Genomic DNA, 18,309 nt, shown 5'->3' with positions numbered 1-18,309 from the left:
AAAAATGAAAAATAAGAAATTTTATATTCAACCCGATGTTCCCACATCAATTACTTGTTGGTCATTTACGGGAATGATTTTCTTGTTTAGCATGTTATTATGGTTAGAAATTACAGTATTTCAAGTTTGGACGTTAATAACATTGATTATATTTTTAATTGTTACTTTTATTGAAATTAAAGGAAGATATATTATAGTTGATTCGCAAAAAATTTACTATCATGCGTTAATTGTTTTTAATAGTCAAGAAATTGAACGAAGTAAAGTGAAGGATGTTGAAGTAAACAAATGGGGAGTTATAAAGATTAAAACGACTGATCGGGATTATGAATTTTTAACAATGCCTAAAGTTGCTCGTAAATTAAATGTTCGACTTGAAAACGAATAATATAAATGGAAAAGATCATGAAATTTCATGATCTTTTTTTATGCAATTTACTTTAATGTTCGTTTTGTATATTGATGGTTGTTTTTATAGTTCGTTTTTATCTTTTTATTTATTAAAAAACGAATTATATAACAGAGTTGGGTTTACATCGTTTGATGCAACTGTTAAGATTTAAGTGGATTGGAGATGAAATTATGGATAGTAAGGTTAGCGTTGTTATGGGAAGCATTTCGGATTGGGAAACAATGAAGAATGCGACTCAAATATTAGATGAATTAAATGTCAGTTATGAAAAAAGGATTATTTCTGCTCATCGAATGTCTGCAGAAATGATCGAATATGCACAAAATGCAAGTAAGGAGGATATAAAAGTAATTATTGCAGGAGCTGGTGGAGCGGCTCACTTGCCTGGGATGATTGCTGCAAATACTTTAGTACCAGTGATTGGCGTTCCGATCAAGACAAGTTCATTAAATGGAATGGATTCTTTGTTGTCAATTGTGCAAATGCCAGCAGGAATTCCCGTAGCAACTACAGCAATTGGTAAAGCTGGTGCGAAAAACGCAGCACTTTTAGCTGCGCAAATTTTAGGATTGAATGATGTCAAAATTCAAAAAGCAGTTAATGGCTTTAGAAAAAAACAACATGATCAGGCGGTAGAAAGTAATGCAAAACTTAAATAAGAAAAAAATTCAAGTTCAAGGTACAATTGGAATTATTGGTGGTGGACAGTTAGGACAAATGCTTGCACAATCGGCAAGGATTTTAGGAATGCGAGTAATTATATTAGATCCGAATAAGGAATGTCCAGCTGCATATTTTGCAGATGACCAAATTGTTGCTTCATATTCAGATTTTAATGCAATTGATCAACTTGCAACTCAAGCAGATGTTTTAACGTATGAATTTGAAAATGTAGACGTGGATGCTTTAAAACAAGTGGCCAATAAAGTTGAAATTCCTCAAGGAACAGATTTATTGGAAATAACTAGGGATCGCATTAAAGAGAAAACTTTTTTAAATCAAAATGGTTTTTTTACTACTGCTTTTAGGATTATAAATTCACAAGAAGATTTAAAAAAGTCAATTAAGGAAATTGGGATGCCATGCTTTTTAAAAACTTGTAAAGGTGGTTATGATGGTAAAGGACAAATTCAAATAAAGTCGAAACAAGATTTTAAAGCAGGAACTCAGATTTTAAAACATAAACCATGTATTTTAGAAAAGAAAATTGATTTCAAATTAGAATGTTCTGTAATGGTAGGACGTAGTTTGACAGGAGATGTGAGCGTTTTTCCGGTTAGTGAAAATATTCATCAAAATCAAATTTTACATGAAAGTATTGTGCCTGCAAGAATTGAGCCAAAGATTCAAAAGAAGATACAAACAATTGCAGTTGATGTTGCTAACAAAATCAATCTTTATGGCATTTTAGGAATTGAAATGTTTGTTGGAATTGATGATCAAATTTACATTAATGAACTTGCACCGCGGCCTCATAATTCAGGACACTATTCAATTGAGGCATGCAATTTTTCACAATTTGATATTCATAATAAAGCGATTTGTGGTTGGAAAATGCCTCGAATTGATTTGTTAAGTAAGGTGATTATGGTTAATGTTTTAGGACAACATTTAAATAAGGTTCGTCAAGTTCTCCCTGAACATAGTAATTGGCACTTCCATGATTATAGAAAAGATGAGATTAGAAAAAATCGTAAAATGGGTCATATAACAATCTTAACGGATAATATTGAAGAAGAATTAGTGCAACTTGAACAGACGAATATTTGGAATGAAGATTAAAAGGATTGTGATTTAAATCACAATCCTTTTTTTGTTCGTGTTTTATCACTTTAAATTAATTTATCTTTTTTTAAAGCGTTGATTAATAGTTAATGTATGTACTTTATGGATGTTTTTAGTATAAACATCCATAAAATGTGTTGACGAATGGTTGTGAGCATTATATCATGAATGTATAAAGTGATTTCAGCTTATAACGTTCGTTTTAATGTGAAATATATTATTGTTGGAGGTGGATAACATGCAGAATAGATTATATACAGGAAAAGCAAAAGAAGTTTGGAGTACTTCGGATCCTGAAATTGTAAAAATTGTATATTTAGATCAAGTAACTGCCTTAAATGGTAAACAAAAAACTGAAATGAAAGATAAAGGAAAAATTAATAATGAAATTTCAACACTAATTTTTGAATTTTTAAATGCGCATAATATTCCAACACACTATTTAAAAACACTTTCGCCAACAGAAGAGTTAGTCAAGAAAGTGGAGATTATTCCGCTTGAAATGATTACGCGCAATTACAGTGCCGGTCACTTTACAAGTAAATTTAATATTGCTGAAGGAATAAAATTAACTCCAGCAGTTGAAGAAATGTGCTATAAAAATGATCAATTAGACGATCCCGCAATCAATGAGTCGCAAGCAGTTGCATTAAATATTGTTACTCATGAAGAGCTTCAAGAAATGTGGAGACTTTCAAGAAAGGTAAATAAATTACTTACGGAATTATTTGATCAAGCTAATTTTCAACTAGTTGATTTTAAACTTGAATTTGGTCGAACTTCAAACGACAAAATTATTTTAGCTGATGAATTTTCGCCTGACAATTGTCGTTTATGGGATAAGACAACTCAACAATGTTTTGATAAAGATGTATATCGAAAAAATATCGGTGACTTGGTAAGTACGTATCAAAATGTATTAACACGATTAAAAAATGTATTAGGAGAATAGAAATGATAAAAGTACGCTTATTTGTGAATATAAAACCATCTGTTTATGATCCTCAAAGTGAAGTGATTACAATGGCAGCTAAAAATCTAGGTTATCAAACAATTTCAGATATTATAATGGGGAAATTTTTTGATGTTGAGTTGAAGAATGACCAAAATGTCGAAAAAACAATTACTGACTTAGCTCAAGAATTATTAGTAAATTTCAATCTGGAAACATATCGATATGAAATTATGGAGGAACGTTAATGAAAGTTGCAGTAATTGTATTTCCTGGTTCAAATTGTGATTCAGATTTGCATTATGTATTGCAAGAAATTTGTCATACAAATGTTAACTATGTTGCGTATACAGAAACAAGTTTATCTGAATATGATGCAGTTATCCTTCCTGGGGGCTTTTCATATGGAGATTATTTGCGATGTGGAGCAATTGCAAGCTTGTCACCAATTATGAAAGCAGTAAAACAATTTGCTTATGAAGGAAAACCTGTAATTGGGATTTGTAATGGATTTCAAATTTTAACTGAAGCACAGTTACTTCCAGGAGTATTAAAGAAAAATGACCATTTAAAGTTTGTATGTAAAGATGTTGAATTGACAGTCGAGAATTGTCAAACACCATTTACAAATAAATATGAACACGGACAAAAAATTTTATTACCAATTGCACATATGGATGGAAATTATTTTGCTTCAAATGATGTAATTGAAAAACTTGAAAAAAACAATCAAATTGTACTGAGATATTCAAGTGAAAATCCAAATGGGAGTTTAAATAATATTGCCGGAATTTGTAACGAACGTGGGAATGTAATTGGGATGATGCCTCATCCAGAACGTGCATCTGACAAAAATACTGGAAGCGTTGCAGGACTAAATATGTTTAAGTCTTTATTACATCAAGGATAAGGAGAATTGAAATGGATCAAGTAATGAGTCCACAGGAAATTAAAAATAAGAAACCATATTTAGAATGGGGACTATCAGAAAAAGAATATGAGTATATTTGTAATAAACTTTTGCAAAGATTACCTAATTATACTGAAACAGGTTTATTTGCAGTTATGTGGAGTGAACATTGTTCATATAAGATGTCAAAACCACTTTTAAAATTATTTCCTAATAAAAATGACAAGGTTTTAGAAGGACCGGGTGAGGGTGCAGGTATTATTGACATTGGAGATGGACTAGCAGTTACTTTTAAAGCTGAAAGTCATAATCACCCATCAGCTATTGAACCTTACGAAGGAGCAGCCACAGGTGTTGGTGGCATTTTAAGAGATATTTTTAGTATGGGAGCTCGTCCAATCGCTTCCCTTGATTCGTTACATTTTGGTGAAATCAAAGATGCACAAACTAAGCATTTAATTAATCAAGTTATAGCAGGAATCGGTGGTTATGGAAATTGTATTGGGGTACCAACAATTGCTGGCGAAACTACATTTGATGAATGCTATCAAGGAAATCCTTTAGTTAATGCTATGAGTATAGGGTTATTAAAAATAAATGATATTCAACATGGCAAAGCTCAAGGATTAGACAATGCAATCATTTATGTTGGAGCTAAAACAGGTCGTGATGGCATTCATGGAGCAACTTTTGCTTCTAATGATTTTAGTGATGAAAATGAAACGCAACGTTCGGCAGTTCAAGTCGGCGATCCATTTATGGAAAAACTTTTAATGGAAGCATGCTTAGAATTGATTCAAAAGCATCCAAATTGGCTTGTAGGAATTCAAGATATGGGGGCAGCTGGATTAGTTTCGTCTAGTTGTGAAATGGCTTCAAAAGCTAAAACCGGAGTAGTTTTAAATTTAGATTTAGTTCCTCAACGCGAAGAACAAATGAATGCATATGAAATTATGCTAAGTGAATCTCAAGAGAGAATGCTATTATGTGTGCAAAAAGAACATGTCAATGAAGTTATTCAACTTTTTAAAAAATATAACTTAGATGCAGTAAAAATTGGTTATGTTACAGATGATGCTCAATATAAATTAATGCATAATAATGAATTAGTAGCAAATATACCAGTTTCATCATTAACAACCGATGTTTTACAGGAAAAGGGCAAAGAAGAAAAACCTAAACATCTAATCCATGATCAAAATAAATCCCAAATTCAAATCGCAGATCCTCAAAAAACGTTTTATGAACTTTTAAAACAACCAACCATTGCGTCTAAAAAAATGTTTACTCAGACTTATGATTCACAAGTACGAGCAGCAACCGTTTTTGGACCAAATCAAATAGCAGATGCAGGCGTAATTAAAATTCGGAATAGTCAAAAAGCACTTGCAGCGACAACTGATGGTAACGGTCGTTTTGTATATTTAAATCCACGAATTGGAGGTGAGATTGCCGTACTTGAAGCCGCAATGAATATTTTATCAGTTGGAGCTGAACCACTTGGAATTACTGATTGCTTAAACTATGGTGATCCGCATAATCCAGAAGTTTATTGGGAATTACACCAATCAATTTTAGGAATGGCAAAGGCTTGTAAAAAGTTAAATACACCAGTTGTTTCAGGAAATGTTTCACTTTATAACGAAAACAATGGTAAAGCAATTTATCCTACGCCAATGGTTGGAATGGTAGGACTTATGGAGAATGTCAATAAACGAATTCATAACAAAATTAGTGATTTAAACAGCATTTTGTACCTAATTGGAAATACTGATGCAGACTTTAGTGGAAGCGAAATTCAAAAGATGCTAACTGGTAAAATTAAAGGTTCTTTAAGTGAAATCAACTGGGATGAAAAGTTAGCAGAAATTAATTTGATTAAACAGGCAACTAAAGCAGAATTGATTAGTGCAGCACATGATGTTAGTGAAGGTGGCTTAGCGGTAACTTTGGCTGAAATGTTATTTGATACTTCTTTTGGAATTAATTTAAATGTGTCATTCCCACTTTCTTATTTATTTAGCGAAACTCCAGGAAGAATGGTTGCATGTGTTCCAAACGAAAAATGTATTGATTTTGAAAAACTTTTCCAAGGTAAGGCACATAAATTAGGAATAGTCACAAATAAGTCAATTGTAAAAATTAATTGCAGCAATGGAGAATTAAATTTTGATGTAAAGGAGGCACACCAGACTTGGCAAGAATCACTTCCGAATTTAATGGAGATGAAGAATTAAATGAAAAATGCGGAGTATTTGCTATTTTTGGGGAAGAAAATGCAAGTAGCTTAGCTTATATTGGATTAAATGCACTTCAACATCGGGGACAACAAGGAGCGGGAATTGTTAGTAGTAATGAAAATGAATTGATTGAACATAAAGATCAAGGTCTTCTATCAAAAGTTTTTTCCAATGCTAATGATTTGAAAAAATTGAAAGGAAAAAATGCAATTGGGCATGTGAGATACGGAACTAGTGGAAGTGATTCAATTACAAATATTCAACCATTTTTATTTCATTTTCAAGATGGCGATATTGCATTTGCACATAATGGAAATTTAACAAACGCACAAACACTTAGGGCAAAACTTGAAGAAAATGGAGCGGTTTTTCAATCAGATTCTGATTCTGAGGTTTTAATTCATTTGCTTCGGCAAAAGAAAAAGATGGATTTTATGGCAGCATTAAAAGCAAGTTTAAATGAAATTCATGGTGGTTTTGCATATGTATTATTAAAATCTGACTGTGTAATTGCAGCACTTGATCCAAACGGGTTTAGACCACTTTGTATTGGGCAAAGAAAAAGTGGCGCTTATGTAATTGCGAGTGAAACGTGTGCTTTAGATGCAGTTGAAGCTAAGTTTATTCGAGACGTACAACCAGGGGAGTTAATTAAAATTGATCAATCAGGATTGCAGATTGATCATTTTACTGAACAAACTCAGCTAGCAGTTTGTTCGATGGAATACATTTACTTTGCACGTCCAGATTCAAATATTCATGGAGTAAATGTTCATAAAGCACGTAAAAAAATGGGGAAAAGACTAGCAATTGAACAACCTGCACATGCAGATATGGTCATTGGAGTTCCCAATTCATCCTTATCAGCAGCATCTGGATATGCCGAGCAGAGTGGACTTCCGTATGAGATGGGATTAATTAAAAATCAATATATTGCGCGAACATTCATTGAACCAACGCAGGCAAAACGTTCTCAAAGTGTGCGCATGAAATTATCAGCAGTGAGGGGAGTGATTCAGGGAAAACGATTAGTAGTAGTTGATGATTCAATCGTTCGCGGAACAACAAGTGCCCAAATTGTTAAATTGTTAAAAGAGGCTGGTGCTAAGGAAGTTCATTTGAGAATCGCTTCTCCTCCCTTTAAGTTTCCGTGTTTTTATGGAATTGATATTTCAACGCGAGCAGAGTTAATTGCAGCTAATCACTCCGTTGAAGAAATATGCAAGTTAATAGGGGCGGATTCATTAGGTTATTTAAGTATTGAAGGGTTGATTAATTCAATTGCGATTCCAGATGCTTTAAATGCACCTAATGGAGGATTAACAGTTGCATACTTTGATGGGAATTATCCAACACCTTTATATGATTATAAAGGAGATTATCTAAAGTCTTTGAATCAACAGAAAGGAATTTAATATGGGGCAATACGAAAAAGCAGGTGTAAATATCGCTGCAGGTAATCAATTTGTAAAGCAGATTAAGAATTTAGTTAATTTAACAAAGACTCAAAATTCGTTTGATAACTTAGACAATTTTGGAGGAATTTACAATTGGGAAACAAAAAAACTAGTCGCTAGTACTGATGGAGTTGGAACCAAATTAATGATTGCACAACAAGCCAATGTGCATGAGTTAATTGGCATTGACTGTGTGGCGATGTGTGTTAATGATATTTTAGCTCAAGGAGCACGCCCATTATTTTTTCTTGATTATATTGCGACAGGAAAAAATGAACCTGATAAGTTAACAAAAATCATTAGTGGAGTTGTGAATGGATGCATTGAAGCTAAGGCCCAATTAATTGGCGGAGAAACCGCTGAAATGCCTGATATGTATGCTAAAGAAACATATGATATTGCTGGTTTTGCGGTTGGTGCAGTTGATAATAATAATTTAATAACACGAAATAAACCACAAGCAGGAGATATTTTAATTGGACTGGCCTCAAGTGGTTTACATTCTAATGGTTATTCACTAGTACGTAAACTTTTATTTAAAGATCATCGCTATAATCTTCAAGATTGTCCGCCAGAACTAAAGGGAATTTCAATTCAATCAGCTTTATTAAAGCCAACTAAAATATATGTGCAAACAGTGCTTCCTTTACTGGATAAGAAGTTAATTCATGGGTTAGCACACATTACAGGTGGAGGATTAATTGAGAATGTTCCTCGAATGTTTAATGATAATTTGCAAGCAACCATTAAGTTGCCTCGTGAGGTTAATCAACCAATTTTTGAATTTTTGAAGCAATGTGGAAATTTAAATACTCATGATTGTTATCAAACTTTTAACATGGGAATTGGCATGGTATTAGCTATTTCGAAGGAAAATATAACTGAAGTTAAACAAATACTAGAGCAACAACAGACTAAGTATTTTGAAATTGGTTTTTTAGAAAAGAAAACATCAGATTTTAAAATCAGCATTAATGGAGAAGTATTCAAATGAAAATTGCAATTTTTGCATCCGGCAATGGTTCTAATTTTGAAGTATTGGCACAAAATTTTCAAAGAAAATCATTTAAAGAAAATGAACTGGCACTTTTATTTTGCGACCACCCCGATGCATACGTGCTTAAACGGGCAAAGAAATATCACGTTTCCACAGAGACTTTTACAATAAAAGAATGTCAAAATAAAGTTGCTTATGAACAAAAAATTTTAAATATTCTAAAAAAGTATCAAATTGATTTAATTGCATTAGCTGGGTATATGAAAGTAATTGGATCAACTATCTTAGATGTGTATGAGGGAAGAATAATTAATTTACATCCATCTTATTTACCTGAATTTCAAGGTTTACGTGCAATTGAGCGCGCCTATGAAGATCACTTAAAAAATGGACGTACTCAAACGGGAGTAACTTTACATTATATTGACGCTGGTTTAGATACTGGACCAATTATTAAACAACAGCATGTTCCAATTTATCCGCATGATAGTTTAGCACAACTTGAAAATAGAATTCATACAGTTGAGCATAAATTATATCCCCAAGTATTAAAAGAAATATTCCAAAAAATGGAGGAGAAAGAATGAAAAGAGCATTATTAAGTGTTTCAGATAAAACTGGTTTAATCGAATTTGCAAATGGACTCATTCAAAATGGTTTTGAAATTATTTCCACAGGTGGCACTTTAAAAACATTGAAGGATGCTGGAATTCCAGTTAAATCAGTAACCGAAATTACTGGTTTTCCAGAAATCTTAGATGGACGGGTCAAAACTCTTCATCCTAATATTCATGCAGGAATTTTAGCACAGCGTGATAATTCGGATCATATGAAAACATTAACACAACAGCAAATTACTCCAATTGATCTTGTTTGTGTGAATTTATATCCATTTAAAGAAACTCTTGAAAAAGGAGGATCAAGTTCAGAAATTATTGAACAAATTGATATTGGCGGTCCAAGTTTGTTACGGGCAGCTGCTAAAAATTATCAAGATATTACCGTGGTTACTGAAATTTTAGATTATGATGAGGTATTAAAACAATTAGCAGAAAATCATGGCGAAACTACCCTTGATTTAAGAAAAAAACTTGCAGCTAAGGTTTTTCAAAAAACAGCTGCTTATGATGCATTGATTGCAAAATATTTTGAACAACAAATTCAAATTGAAGCACCAGAAAAATTGACTTTAACATATGATTTAGTTGAAACTATGCGCTATGGTGAAAATAGTCATCAACATGCATGGTTTTATCAAGACGCTATTCCAAAAGCTTTTTCAATTAGCCAAGCAAAACAATTACATGGGAAAAAACTTTCTTACAACAATATTAAAGATGCAAATGCAGCATTAAGAATTATTCAAAACTTTGAAGGACCAACTGCAGTAGGAGTAAAGCATATGAATCCATGTGGAATTGGGCGAGGTGAAACCATTGAAAAAGCGTGGGATCAAGCGTACTTGGCGGATAATGTGTCTATTTTTGGAGGCATTGTTGCTTTAAATCGGAAGGTTGATTTAAATACTGCTAAAAAGTTACACCAACTTTTTTTAGAAATTGTGATTGCTCCTGGATTTGATGATGATGCATTTGAGATTTTAGCAAAAAAGAAAAATTTACGATTACTTACTGTTGACTTTACTAGCAAAAACGAAGATCCACGATTGGAGACAGTTTCTGTAATGGGAGGCTTACTTGTTCAAGAACAAGATACTTTGAAAGAAGACCTCGCTGAATGGAAAGTAGTTACTCAAAAACAGCCAACTCAAAAGCAATGGGAAACACTTAAATTTGCATGGGAAGCCATTCGAAATGTTAAATCAAATGCAATTTTAATTGCTAATCAAGAAAGAACAATTGGAATTGGAGCAGGGCAACCAAACCGAATTGATGCCGTGAAAATTGCAATTGAACATGCTCAAAAGTATATTAATGATGATTCAGTATTAGCAAGTGATGCATTTTTCCCAATGGATGATTCTGTTCAGTATGCAGCAGAACATGGAATTAAGTTAATTATTCAACCTGGAGGATCGATTCGTGATCAAGATTCCATTAACATGGCAAATAAATATGGGATTGCGATGGTAATGACTGGGCACCGGCATTTTAGACATTAGGAGAATTAGAATGAAAGAAAAATATAATGTACTTGTAGTGGGTTCAGGAGCACGTGAATTTGCAATTTGTAAAAAGTTAATGGAAAGTCCATCGATTAAAGATGTTTATTGTGCACCTGGAAATCCAGGAATGAAAAAAATTGGGGTTAAAGTTACAGAGGTAAATGAAGATCAATTAGGCGAAATTGCTTTTTTAGCACGTGATTGCAATGCCAAGTGGACTTTAATTGGACCGGAAACAGCAATTGATGAGGGGATTGTTGATTTATTTCGTCGATTGAGGTTAAGGGTAATTGGACCAACTACTAATATTGCAAAATTAGAAACTTCTAAATCATTTGCGTTAGATTTTATGGAAAAATACGAAATTCCAGCTCCTCAGTATGATAGTTATAATGACCGTCAAAGTGTTTTGAGAGGACTTCAAGTATATAATTTTCCGTTAGTTATAAAAAAAGACGGATTAGCAGGAGGTAAAGGAGTATATATTGCACATGATCAACAAGAAGCGTTAAAAATACTAGATAATTTAGTCATTGATGAGCATCATCGCATTGTATTAGAAGAATATTTGGAGGGACAAGAATTTTCTTTCTTTACTTTGTTAAACCGAAAATCCTATCAAGTTTTACCAGTTGCTCAAGATCATAAAAAAGCGTATGAAAAAGATCAAGGACCTAATACAGGAGGAATGGGTGCATATAGTCCGACTCCTCAATTAACTCCAAAGCAGTATGAAGAAGTCGTAAAAAAAGTAATTGAACCAACAATGAAGGGAGTCCGAAAGCTAGGAGCATATTATACTGGTTTCTTATATATTGGAATCATTTTAACTGCGGACGGGCCTAAAGTGATTGAATATAATGTTCGATTAGGCGATCCCGAAGCACAGGTGATTTTGCCACGAATCAAAAACGATTTTGCAGATGTTTTAACCAAGGCAGTTTTCAATGAAGAAATTCCGCCATTAAAAATTAGTTCAGAGATGTATGTAAATATTGTTTTAGCAGCTAAAAATTATCCGCAAGCACCACTTAAAGGACAGGAACTACCAGAATTTAAAGTAAGTGAAAATGTTGAGATTGAATATGCGAATGTCTTAGAAAAAAATGGTAAGTTATATGGCGATGGTGGTCGAATTTTATCAGTAGTAGGACATGCTAATAATTTATATCAAGCGCGTCGGGATGCTTATCGGGTTTTAGCAAAAAATCCAGTTGAAAATACTTATTATCGAAAAGACATTGCAAATAAAGGATTTTAATAATTATATATGATAAAATAAATACATCTATGTATTACTGTTTAGGAGGCGACTATTAATGAATGATATTGAAATCGCACAACAAGCTACTTTGGAACCAATTCAAGAAATTGCGCACAAAGCAGGGATTAATGAAGAAGATCTAGAGTTATACGGAAAGTATAAAGCTAAGGTTAATTTACCTTTATCTAACCATCCTAAAACAAAGGAAAAATTAATTTTAGTAACAGCGATTAATCCAACTCCTGCAGGTGAAGGAAAGTCAACAGTTACTATTGGATTAGGAGATGCAATGACTTCTTTAGGCACTAACACAATGATTTGTTTACGTGAACCTTCCTTGGGACCTGTTATGGGAGTAAAAGGTGGAGCAACTGGTGGGGGCTATTCTCAAGTTGTTCCAATGGAGGATATTAACCTGCACTTTACAGGCGATATGCATGCGCTCACAACTGCTAATAATACACTTGCAGCATTGATTGATAATCACATTTATCAAGGCAATGAATTAAAAATTGATCAACGCCGAGTTATTTGGAAACGTGTTTTAGATATCAATGATCGTGCTTTAAGACATACTGTAATTGGTTTAGGTGGACCTTTACAAGGAATTCCGCGAGAAGATGGGTTCGACATTACAGTTGCTTCAGAATTAATGGCAGTACTTTGCTTGGCAACTGATTTAGCTGATTTGAAAAAAAGAATTGGTCAAATTGTAATTGGATATAATTTTGATAAACAACCAGTTACAGTTAATCAACTTGGAGTAACTGATGCAATTGCACTTTTGTTAAAAGATGCAATTAAACCTAACCTCGTTCAAACACTTGAACATACACCAACTTTTGTTCATGGAGGACCTTTTGCTAATATTGCTCATGGTTGTAATAGTTTAATTGCAACTAAAACAAGTTTACAGTTAGCTGATTATACAATAACTGAAGCTGGTTTTGGTGCTGATTTAGGTGCTGAAAAATTTTTAGATATTGTTTGTCCTAAACTTAAAAAGACTCCAGATACCGTGGTAATCGTAGCTACTGCTAGAGCTTTGAAAATGAATGGTGGCGTTAAAAAAGAAGATTTAGATGAAGAAAATGTTGCTGCTATTGAAAATGGATATGTTAATTTGCAACGACATATTCGTAATATGAAAAACTATGGGATCCCAGTAGTAGTTGCAGTTAACCGTTTTGCTACTGATACTGAAAACGAATTAAATAAAATAATTGAATTATGCCAACAGGATCAAACGACTGCGGTCATTTCAAATGGATGGGCAAATGGCTCAAAAGGAGTAATTGATTTAGCTAAAGAAGTGATTACATCATGTGAGCAACCTTCAACTTTTAAACCATTGTATTCTGCAGATGAATCGATTGAAGACAAAATTTATACAATTGTGACAAAATACTATGGTGGAAATAATGTTGAGTATAGTCCTAAAGCTAAGCAACAAATTAAAAAATTTAAACAACTTGGTTGGGATAAAATGCCAATTTGTATGGCTAAAACTCAATATTCTTTCTCTGATAATGCTAAATTATTAGGGGCTCCACAAGATTTTACTGTTCATATCCGTGAATTTGTCCCTAAATTAGGAGCAGAATTTTTAGTTGCTTTAACTGGAAATGTTTTAACAATGCCAGGTTTACCAAAAGTTCCAGCTGCTAATGGCATGAGTTTATCTGATGAAGGAAAAATTAGTGGACTATATTAAAATTTAGTAAAACGCGCTATACTAGTAACATTAATATTAATAGTGCGGAGGTAATTATGCCATTTTGGGGATATTTATTAATTAGCTTAGGAATATTAGGAATTGATCAAGTTGTTAAATGGTGGATTGTAACTCATATTGAATTAAGTTCAACGATTAATTTTATTCCACATGTTTTGTCATTAGCTAATGTACGCAATAATGGTGCAGCATGGAGCATTTTTCAAGGACAGCAAGTATCATTTATTGTTATTTCGATTGTAGCATTAATAGTTATGGTTTACTTGCTGAAGAAAAATACGAATGATAAATTATTTGCATGGGCACTTGCATTGATGATTGGTGGTACCTTAGGAAATTTCATTGATCGTTTAAGATTAGGTTATGTAGTGGATATGTTTGCATTAGACTTTATGAACTTTCCAATTTTTAACGTTGCAGATTGTGCATTAACTATTGGAGTAATTTTACTAATAATTGCTCTTTTTGTAGGTGATGACGAATGAAAACATATATAATTCAAGGACAAAAAGGACGATTAGATAAAGTTTTAAGTGAATTGGATACTGATTTATCACGTTCACAAATTAAAGAGTTAATAAAAAATAAACACATTAAAGTAAATGGAAAAATTGAAAAACCTAAATATAATGTTAAAGAAAATGATGAAATTACGGTTGAACCACAAGCACCTCAACAACTGAAACTAGAAGCAGAAAATATTCCACTAGATATTGTTTATGAAGATGAAGATGTGATTGTAGTAAATAAACCACAAGGAATGGTAGTACATCCTGCTCCTGGGCACGCTCAACATACGTTAGTTAATGCATTACTATACCATTCACCACTTTCAACAATTAATGGCACTTTTAGACCTGGAATTGTTCATCGAATTGATAAAGATACATCTGGTTTATTAATGGTTGCCAAAAATGATATGGCACATCGTTCACTAGCAGCTCAGTTAAAAGCAAAAACTAATAAAAGAGAATATCTTGCTTTAGTTTATGGGAATATTAATGAGGATCAAGGAACGATTGATGCTCCATTAGGAAGAAACCCTAAAGATCGTAAGCAACAAGCGGTAATTGCAGATGGGAGAAAAGCAATCACCCACTTTGAAGTACTAAAACGTTATGGCAATTATACTTTAGTAAAATGCATTTTAGAAACTGGAAGAACACATCAAATTAGGGTGCATATGAAATACATTGGGCATCCGTTAGTAGGTGATACGCTTTATGGACCACGCAAAGTGATTGGTACTAGCGGACAGTTTTTACATGCAGCTGTTTTAGGATTCACTCATCCCCGAACAAGTAAAGAAATGCTTTTTTCTGCACCATTACCAGAAAATTTTCAAAAATTTTTAGATAAGCTTGACAAATCAACTAAATGAATGTATCTTTATATAAATAAAACCTTTAAAACTAGTCCCGTGAGACTAAGAAGGTAAATTACGGAAGTAAACTGACTTAGTCTACGCGAAATTAGTTTTGTGTTGGCTAAGTCTTTTGTTTGTTAGGAGGAATCAATTTGGCAAAGGAAATTTACGATGCAATGGCTGTTAAACGTGCATTAACACGGATGACATATGAAATCATTGAACGCAATAAAGGAATTGATAACTTAGTTTTAGTTGGGATCAAAACACGAGGCGTTTATTTAGCACGAAGAATTGCCCAACGATTGGAGCAATTAGAAGGTGAAAAAATTCCAGTAGGAGAACTTGATATTTCAATGTATCGAGATGATCGTAATATTAAAGATGAACCAATTGTGCGTAATTCACAACTTTTATTTGATATTACAGGTAAACATGTCATTTTGGTAGATGATGTTCTTTTTACAGGAAGGACAATTCGGGCAGCATTAGATGCTTTAATGGACCAAGGCCGACCAAAGAAAATTAATTTAGCAGTTTTAGTTGACCGTGGACATCGTGAGTTACCAATTCGAGCAGACTTTGTCGGAAAAAATATTCCAACCGCTCTTAATGAACAAGTTGCAGTTTATGTTGATGAAATCGATGGTAAAGATGGCATCGAATTAAAAAAAGAAAATGAATAAATGATTTTATATTAACCTTTTTAATTGACTCCAGAGAGGGCAAAATAGGTTGGTATTTTTGTGATAATTAAAGTCATACCATACCTATAGTCTATCTGGAAACAGGTAGACTATTTTATTTATAATAAAGGAGATTATACACATGGAAAATGTAGCATTAAAACACTTTGTATCTGTAGAAGACTTATCAAATCAACAAGTTTTAGCCTTAATCAAAAATGCAGAAGGCTTTAAGAATGAAACGAGAAAATTAGAATTAACTGAACCAGTTTATGCTGCTAATTTATTTTTTGAAAATTCAACCCGAACACATACAAGTTTTGAAATGGCAGAACGAAAATTAGGAATTCAAGTAATCCCATTTGATATTGAGCATTGTTCAATTTCCAAAGGAGAAACTTTATATGACACTTTGCTTACATTAAATGCACTTGGAATTAAAATGAGTGTAATTCGCCATTCTCAAAATGAATATTACCAATCTTTAACCAATCCAACTAAAGAACAAAATTTAAACATGGCAATTCTAAACGGCGGTGATGGCAGTGGCCAACATCCATCTCAATGTATGTTAGATCTAATGACAATTTATGAAGAATTTGGGCACTTTGATGGCTTAAAAATTGCAATTGTAGGAGATATTACAAGTTCACGTGTTGCTCGTAGCAATATGAGCTTACTTCATCAATTAGGTGCTGAAATTTATTTTGCAGGTCCTAATTATTGGTATGATGAAAAATTTGATCAATATGGTAAGCATTGCCAACTTGATGATGTAGTTGATCAAGTTGATGTCGTTATGCTTTTACGAGTTCAACATGAACGACATGATGAAGATAAGAATGAAGGTAATTTTTCAGCACTTCAATATCATGAAGAATTTGGATTAACTAATGCACGTTATAACAAAATGAAAGAGGATGCAATTATCATGCATCCAGGTCCAATTAATCGGGACGTTGAATTATCATCTAATTTAGTTGAAGCACCTAAATCACGGTTCTTTGCACAAATGCAAAATGGGGTGTTTATGCGCATGGCGATGATTGAAGCAGTGATGCGTGGAAATCAGATTGGAGGACTGAATTAATGGCGCTTTTATTAAAGGGAGGATTAGTCTTTCAAAATGATAGTTTTGTAAAAGCTGATGTACTAATTGATGAACAAAAAATTCAAGCAATTGGCAATTTAAATGAAGTTAACCATGATAATTTAAAAATTTATGATATAACTGGCAAATATGTGGTTCCAGGATTAATTGATGTGCATGTACATTACCGTGATCCAGGATTGACATATAAAGAAGATGTTCATACTGGAAGTTTAGCAGCAGCCCATGGAGGATATACAACTGTTTGTGCAATGGCAAATGTTGATCCTGTTCCAAGTAATGCAGAATTAATGCGGAAAATGATTACAAATAATCAAGCAAATGGGGTTGTGCATATTAGACAGTATGCTCCAATTACCAAGGATTTAACTAGTGATGACTTAATTGACTATCAAGAAATGCGACAACTTGGAATATGTGGATTTAGTAATGATGGGCACGGCGTTCAACATGCTGGTACAATGCTTAAGGCAATGCAGGGGATTAAAAAAACACATTTGCCACTTGCAGCCCATGTTGAAGATAATACGTTAAAATTTAACGGCGTAATGAATGCTGGAGAAAATGCGGAGAAATTAGGATTACCAGGGATTTTAGATGTATGTGAGACTGCACAGTTAGCACGTGATTTAGTTTTAGCAAAGCAAACAAAGGTCCACTATCATGTTTGCCATGTTTCGACCAAAGAAAGTGTGGAATTAATTAGAATAGCTAAACAAAAAGGTGTGAATGTGACTTGTGAAGTTGCTCCCCATCATTTGTTATTAAATGATGAAATGGTTGTAAAAGACGACGCATACTATAAAATGAATCCGCCATTGCGTACAAAGGCAGATCAAACTGCATTAGTTGAAGGGTTACTTGATGGCACCATTGATTTAATTGCTACAGATCATGCTCCCCATGCTGATCATGAAAAATGCTGTGGAATGAATACAGCTGCATTTGGAATCACTGGAAGTGAAACCGCATTTGCAACTTTATATACTAAGTATGTAAAAAATGGTGTATTTTCATTACAGCAACTGATTAAGTGGATGAGCATTGCGCCAGCTAAGATTTTTAATTTTAAAGATGCTGGAATGTTGAAAGTTGGCGATGTAGCAGACATGGCAATTTTTGATCTTGATACACAATTTAAGTTCAAAGATGAAGATTATTTCTCAAAAGGGAAAAATACGCCATTTACGAATCAAGAGTTATATGGCAAGACAGTAATGACTTTAGTAAATGGCAAGATTGCATATTATTGCAAGGGAGAGAATTAAA

Annotated in this window: 18 protein-coding genes; all 18 read left to right on the top strand. The window is 33.2% G+C overall.

All coding sequences use genetic code 11. The annotated features are described in order from the left end of the window. Nucleotides 1-4: 4 nt before the first annotated feature. Nucleotides 5-388, top strand: a complete 384-nt coding sequence (locus tag ACWCL1_RS02215; protein WP_454545306.1) for an EbsA family protein — start codon at nucleotides 5-7, stop codon at nucleotides 386-388. Nucleotides 389-582: 194 nt separating this feature from the next. Further along, nucleotides 583-1,071: a 5-(carboxyamino)imidazole ribonucleotide mutase gene (gene purE / locus ACWCL1_RS02210; protein WP_454545305.1), complete on the top strand. Its 489-nt coding sequence runs from the start codon at nucleotides 583-585 to the stop codon at nucleotides 1,069-1,071. Next, a complete protein-coding gene (gene purK / locus ACWCL1_RS02205; RefSeq protein ID WP_454545304.1) occupies nucleotides 1,055-2,194 on the top strand; it encodes a 5-(carboxyamino)imidazole ribonucleotide synthase in 1,140 nt (379 codons plus the stop codon). Before purE ends, purK begins: the two co-directional genes overlap by 17 nt. Nucleotides 2,195-2,435: 241 nt before the next feature. Next, nucleotides 2,436-3,149 carry a phosphoribosylaminoimidazolesuccinocarboxamide synthase gene (gene purC / locus ACWCL1_RS02200; protein ID WP_454545303.1) on the top strand — a complete coding sequence of 238 codons (714 nt, stop codon included), beginning with the start codon at nucleotides 2,436-2,438 and terminating at the stop codon, nucleotides 3,147-3,149. A gap of 2 nt (nucleotides 3,150-3,151) precedes the next feature. Next, nucleotides 3,152-3,397 carry a phosphoribosylformylglycinamidine synthase subunit PurS gene (purS, locus tag ACWCL1_RS02195; protein ID WP_454545302.1) on the top strand — a complete coding sequence of 82 codons (246 nt, stop codon included), beginning with the start codon at nucleotides 3,152-3,154 and terminating at the stop codon, nucleotides 3,395-3,397. Continuing rightward, nucleotides 3,397-4,059, top strand: a complete 663-nt coding sequence (purQ, locus tag ACWCL1_RS02190; protein WP_454545301.1) for a phosphoribosylformylglycinamidine synthase subunit PurQ — start codon at nucleotides 3,397-3,399, stop codon at nucleotides 4,057-4,059. The genes purS and purQ overlap by 1 nt, the downstream gene beginning before the upstream one ends. An 11-nt stretch (nucleotides 4,060-4,070) precedes the next feature. Beyond that, nucleotides 4,071-6,296 carry a phosphoribosylformylglycinamidine synthase subunit PurL gene (purL, locus tag ACWCL1_RS02185; protein ID WP_454545300.1) on the top strand — a complete coding sequence of 742 codons (2,226 nt, stop codon included), beginning with the start codon at nucleotides 4,071-4,073 and terminating at the stop codon, nucleotides 6,294-6,296. Next, the gene (purF, locus tag ACWCL1_RS02180) at nucleotides 6,263-7,714 is read left to right on the top strand and encodes an amidophosphoribosyltransferase (RefSeq protein ID WP_454545539.1); all 1,452 of its coding nucleotides are present in this window, start codon (nucleotides 6,263-6,265) and stop codon (nucleotides 7,712-7,714) included. The genes purL and purF overlap by 34 nt, the downstream gene beginning before the upstream one ends. Before the next feature lies 1 nt (nucleotide 7,715). Continuing rightward, nucleotides 7,716-8,750 carry a phosphoribosylformylglycinamidine cyclo-ligase gene (purM, locus tag ACWCL1_RS02175; RefSeq protein ID WP_454545299.1) on the top strand — a complete coding sequence of 345 codons (1,035 nt, stop codon included), beginning with the start codon at nucleotides 7,716-7,718 and terminating at the stop codon, nucleotides 8,748-8,750. Next, on the top strand, nucleotides 8,747-9,340 hold the full coding sequence (purN, locus tag ACWCL1_RS02170) for a phosphoribosylglycinamide formyltransferase (protein WP_454545298.1): 594 nt from the start codon (nucleotides 8,747-8,749) through the stop codon (nucleotides 9,338-9,340). The genes purM and purN overlap by 4 nt, the downstream gene beginning before the upstream one ends. Next, nucleotides 9,337-10,875: a bifunctional phosphoribosylaminoimidazolecarboxamide formyltransferase/IMP cyclohydrolase gene (gene purH / locus ACWCL1_RS02165; RefSeq protein ID WP_454545297.1), complete on the top strand. Its 1,539-nt coding sequence runs from the start codon at nucleotides 9,337-9,339 to the stop codon at nucleotides 10,873-10,875. Before purN ends, purH begins: the two co-directional genes overlap by 4 nt. Before the next feature lie 10 nt (nucleotides 10,876-10,885). Further along, complete coding sequence (gene purD, locus ACWCL1_RS02160; RefSeq protein WP_454545296.1) at nucleotides 10,886-12,139, top strand: phosphoribosylamine--glycine ligase; 1,254 nt, start codon at nucleotides 10,886-10,888, stop codon at nucleotides 12,137-12,139. 58 nt (nucleotides 12,140-12,197) lie between these two features. After that, a complete protein-coding gene (locus ACWCL1_RS02155) occupies nucleotides 12,198-13,856 on the top strand; it encodes a formate--tetrahydrofolate ligase (protein WP_454545295.1) in 1,659 nt (552 codons plus the stop codon). A gap of 56 nt (nucleotides 13,857-13,912) precedes the next feature. Continuing rightward, the gene (lspA, locus tag ACWCL1_RS02150) at nucleotides 13,913-14,362 is read left to right on the top strand and encodes a signal peptidase II (protein ID WP_454545294.1); all 450 of its coding nucleotides are present in this window, start codon (nucleotides 13,913-13,915) and stop codon (nucleotides 14,360-14,362) included. Continuing rightward, nucleotides 14,359-15,258, top strand: coding sequence for an RluA family pseudouridine synthase (locus ACWCL1_RS02145; protein ID WP_454545293.1), 900 nt, complete (start codon nucleotides 14,359-14,361; stop codon nucleotides 15,256-15,258). Before lspA ends, ACWCL1_RS02145 begins: the two co-directional genes overlap by 4 nt. 137 nt (nucleotides 15,259-15,395) lie before the next feature. Beyond that, on the top strand, nucleotides 15,396-15,929 hold the full coding sequence (gene pyrR / locus ACWCL1_RS02140; protein ID WP_454545292.1) for a bifunctional pyr operon transcriptional regulator/uracil phosphoribosyltransferase PyrR: 534 nt from the start codon (nucleotides 15,396-15,398) through the stop codon (nucleotides 15,927-15,929). A gap of 142 nt (nucleotides 15,930-16,071) precedes the next feature. Further along, nucleotides 16,072-17,019 carry an aspartate carbamoyltransferase catalytic subunit gene (locus ACWCL1_RS02135; protein WP_454545291.1) on the top strand — a complete coding sequence of 316 codons (948 nt, stop codon included), beginning with the start codon at nucleotides 16,072-16,074 and terminating at the stop codon, nucleotides 17,017-17,019. Further along, nucleotides 17,019-18,308, top strand: a complete 1,290-nt coding sequence (locus tag ACWCL1_RS02130; protein WP_454545290.1) for a dihydroorotase — start codon at nucleotides 17,019-17,021, stop codon at nucleotides 18,306-18,308. Before ACWCL1_RS02135 ends, ACWCL1_RS02130 begins: the two co-directional genes overlap by 1 nt. The last annotated feature ends 1 nt before the right edge of the window (nucleotide 18,309 follow it).

It is taken from the genome of Ligilactobacillus sp. LYQ135 (genome assembly GCF_053711055.1).
The sequence above is the reverse complement of the archived record's forward strand: the minus strand, read 5'-3'. Positions and strand labels throughout refer to the sequence as shown.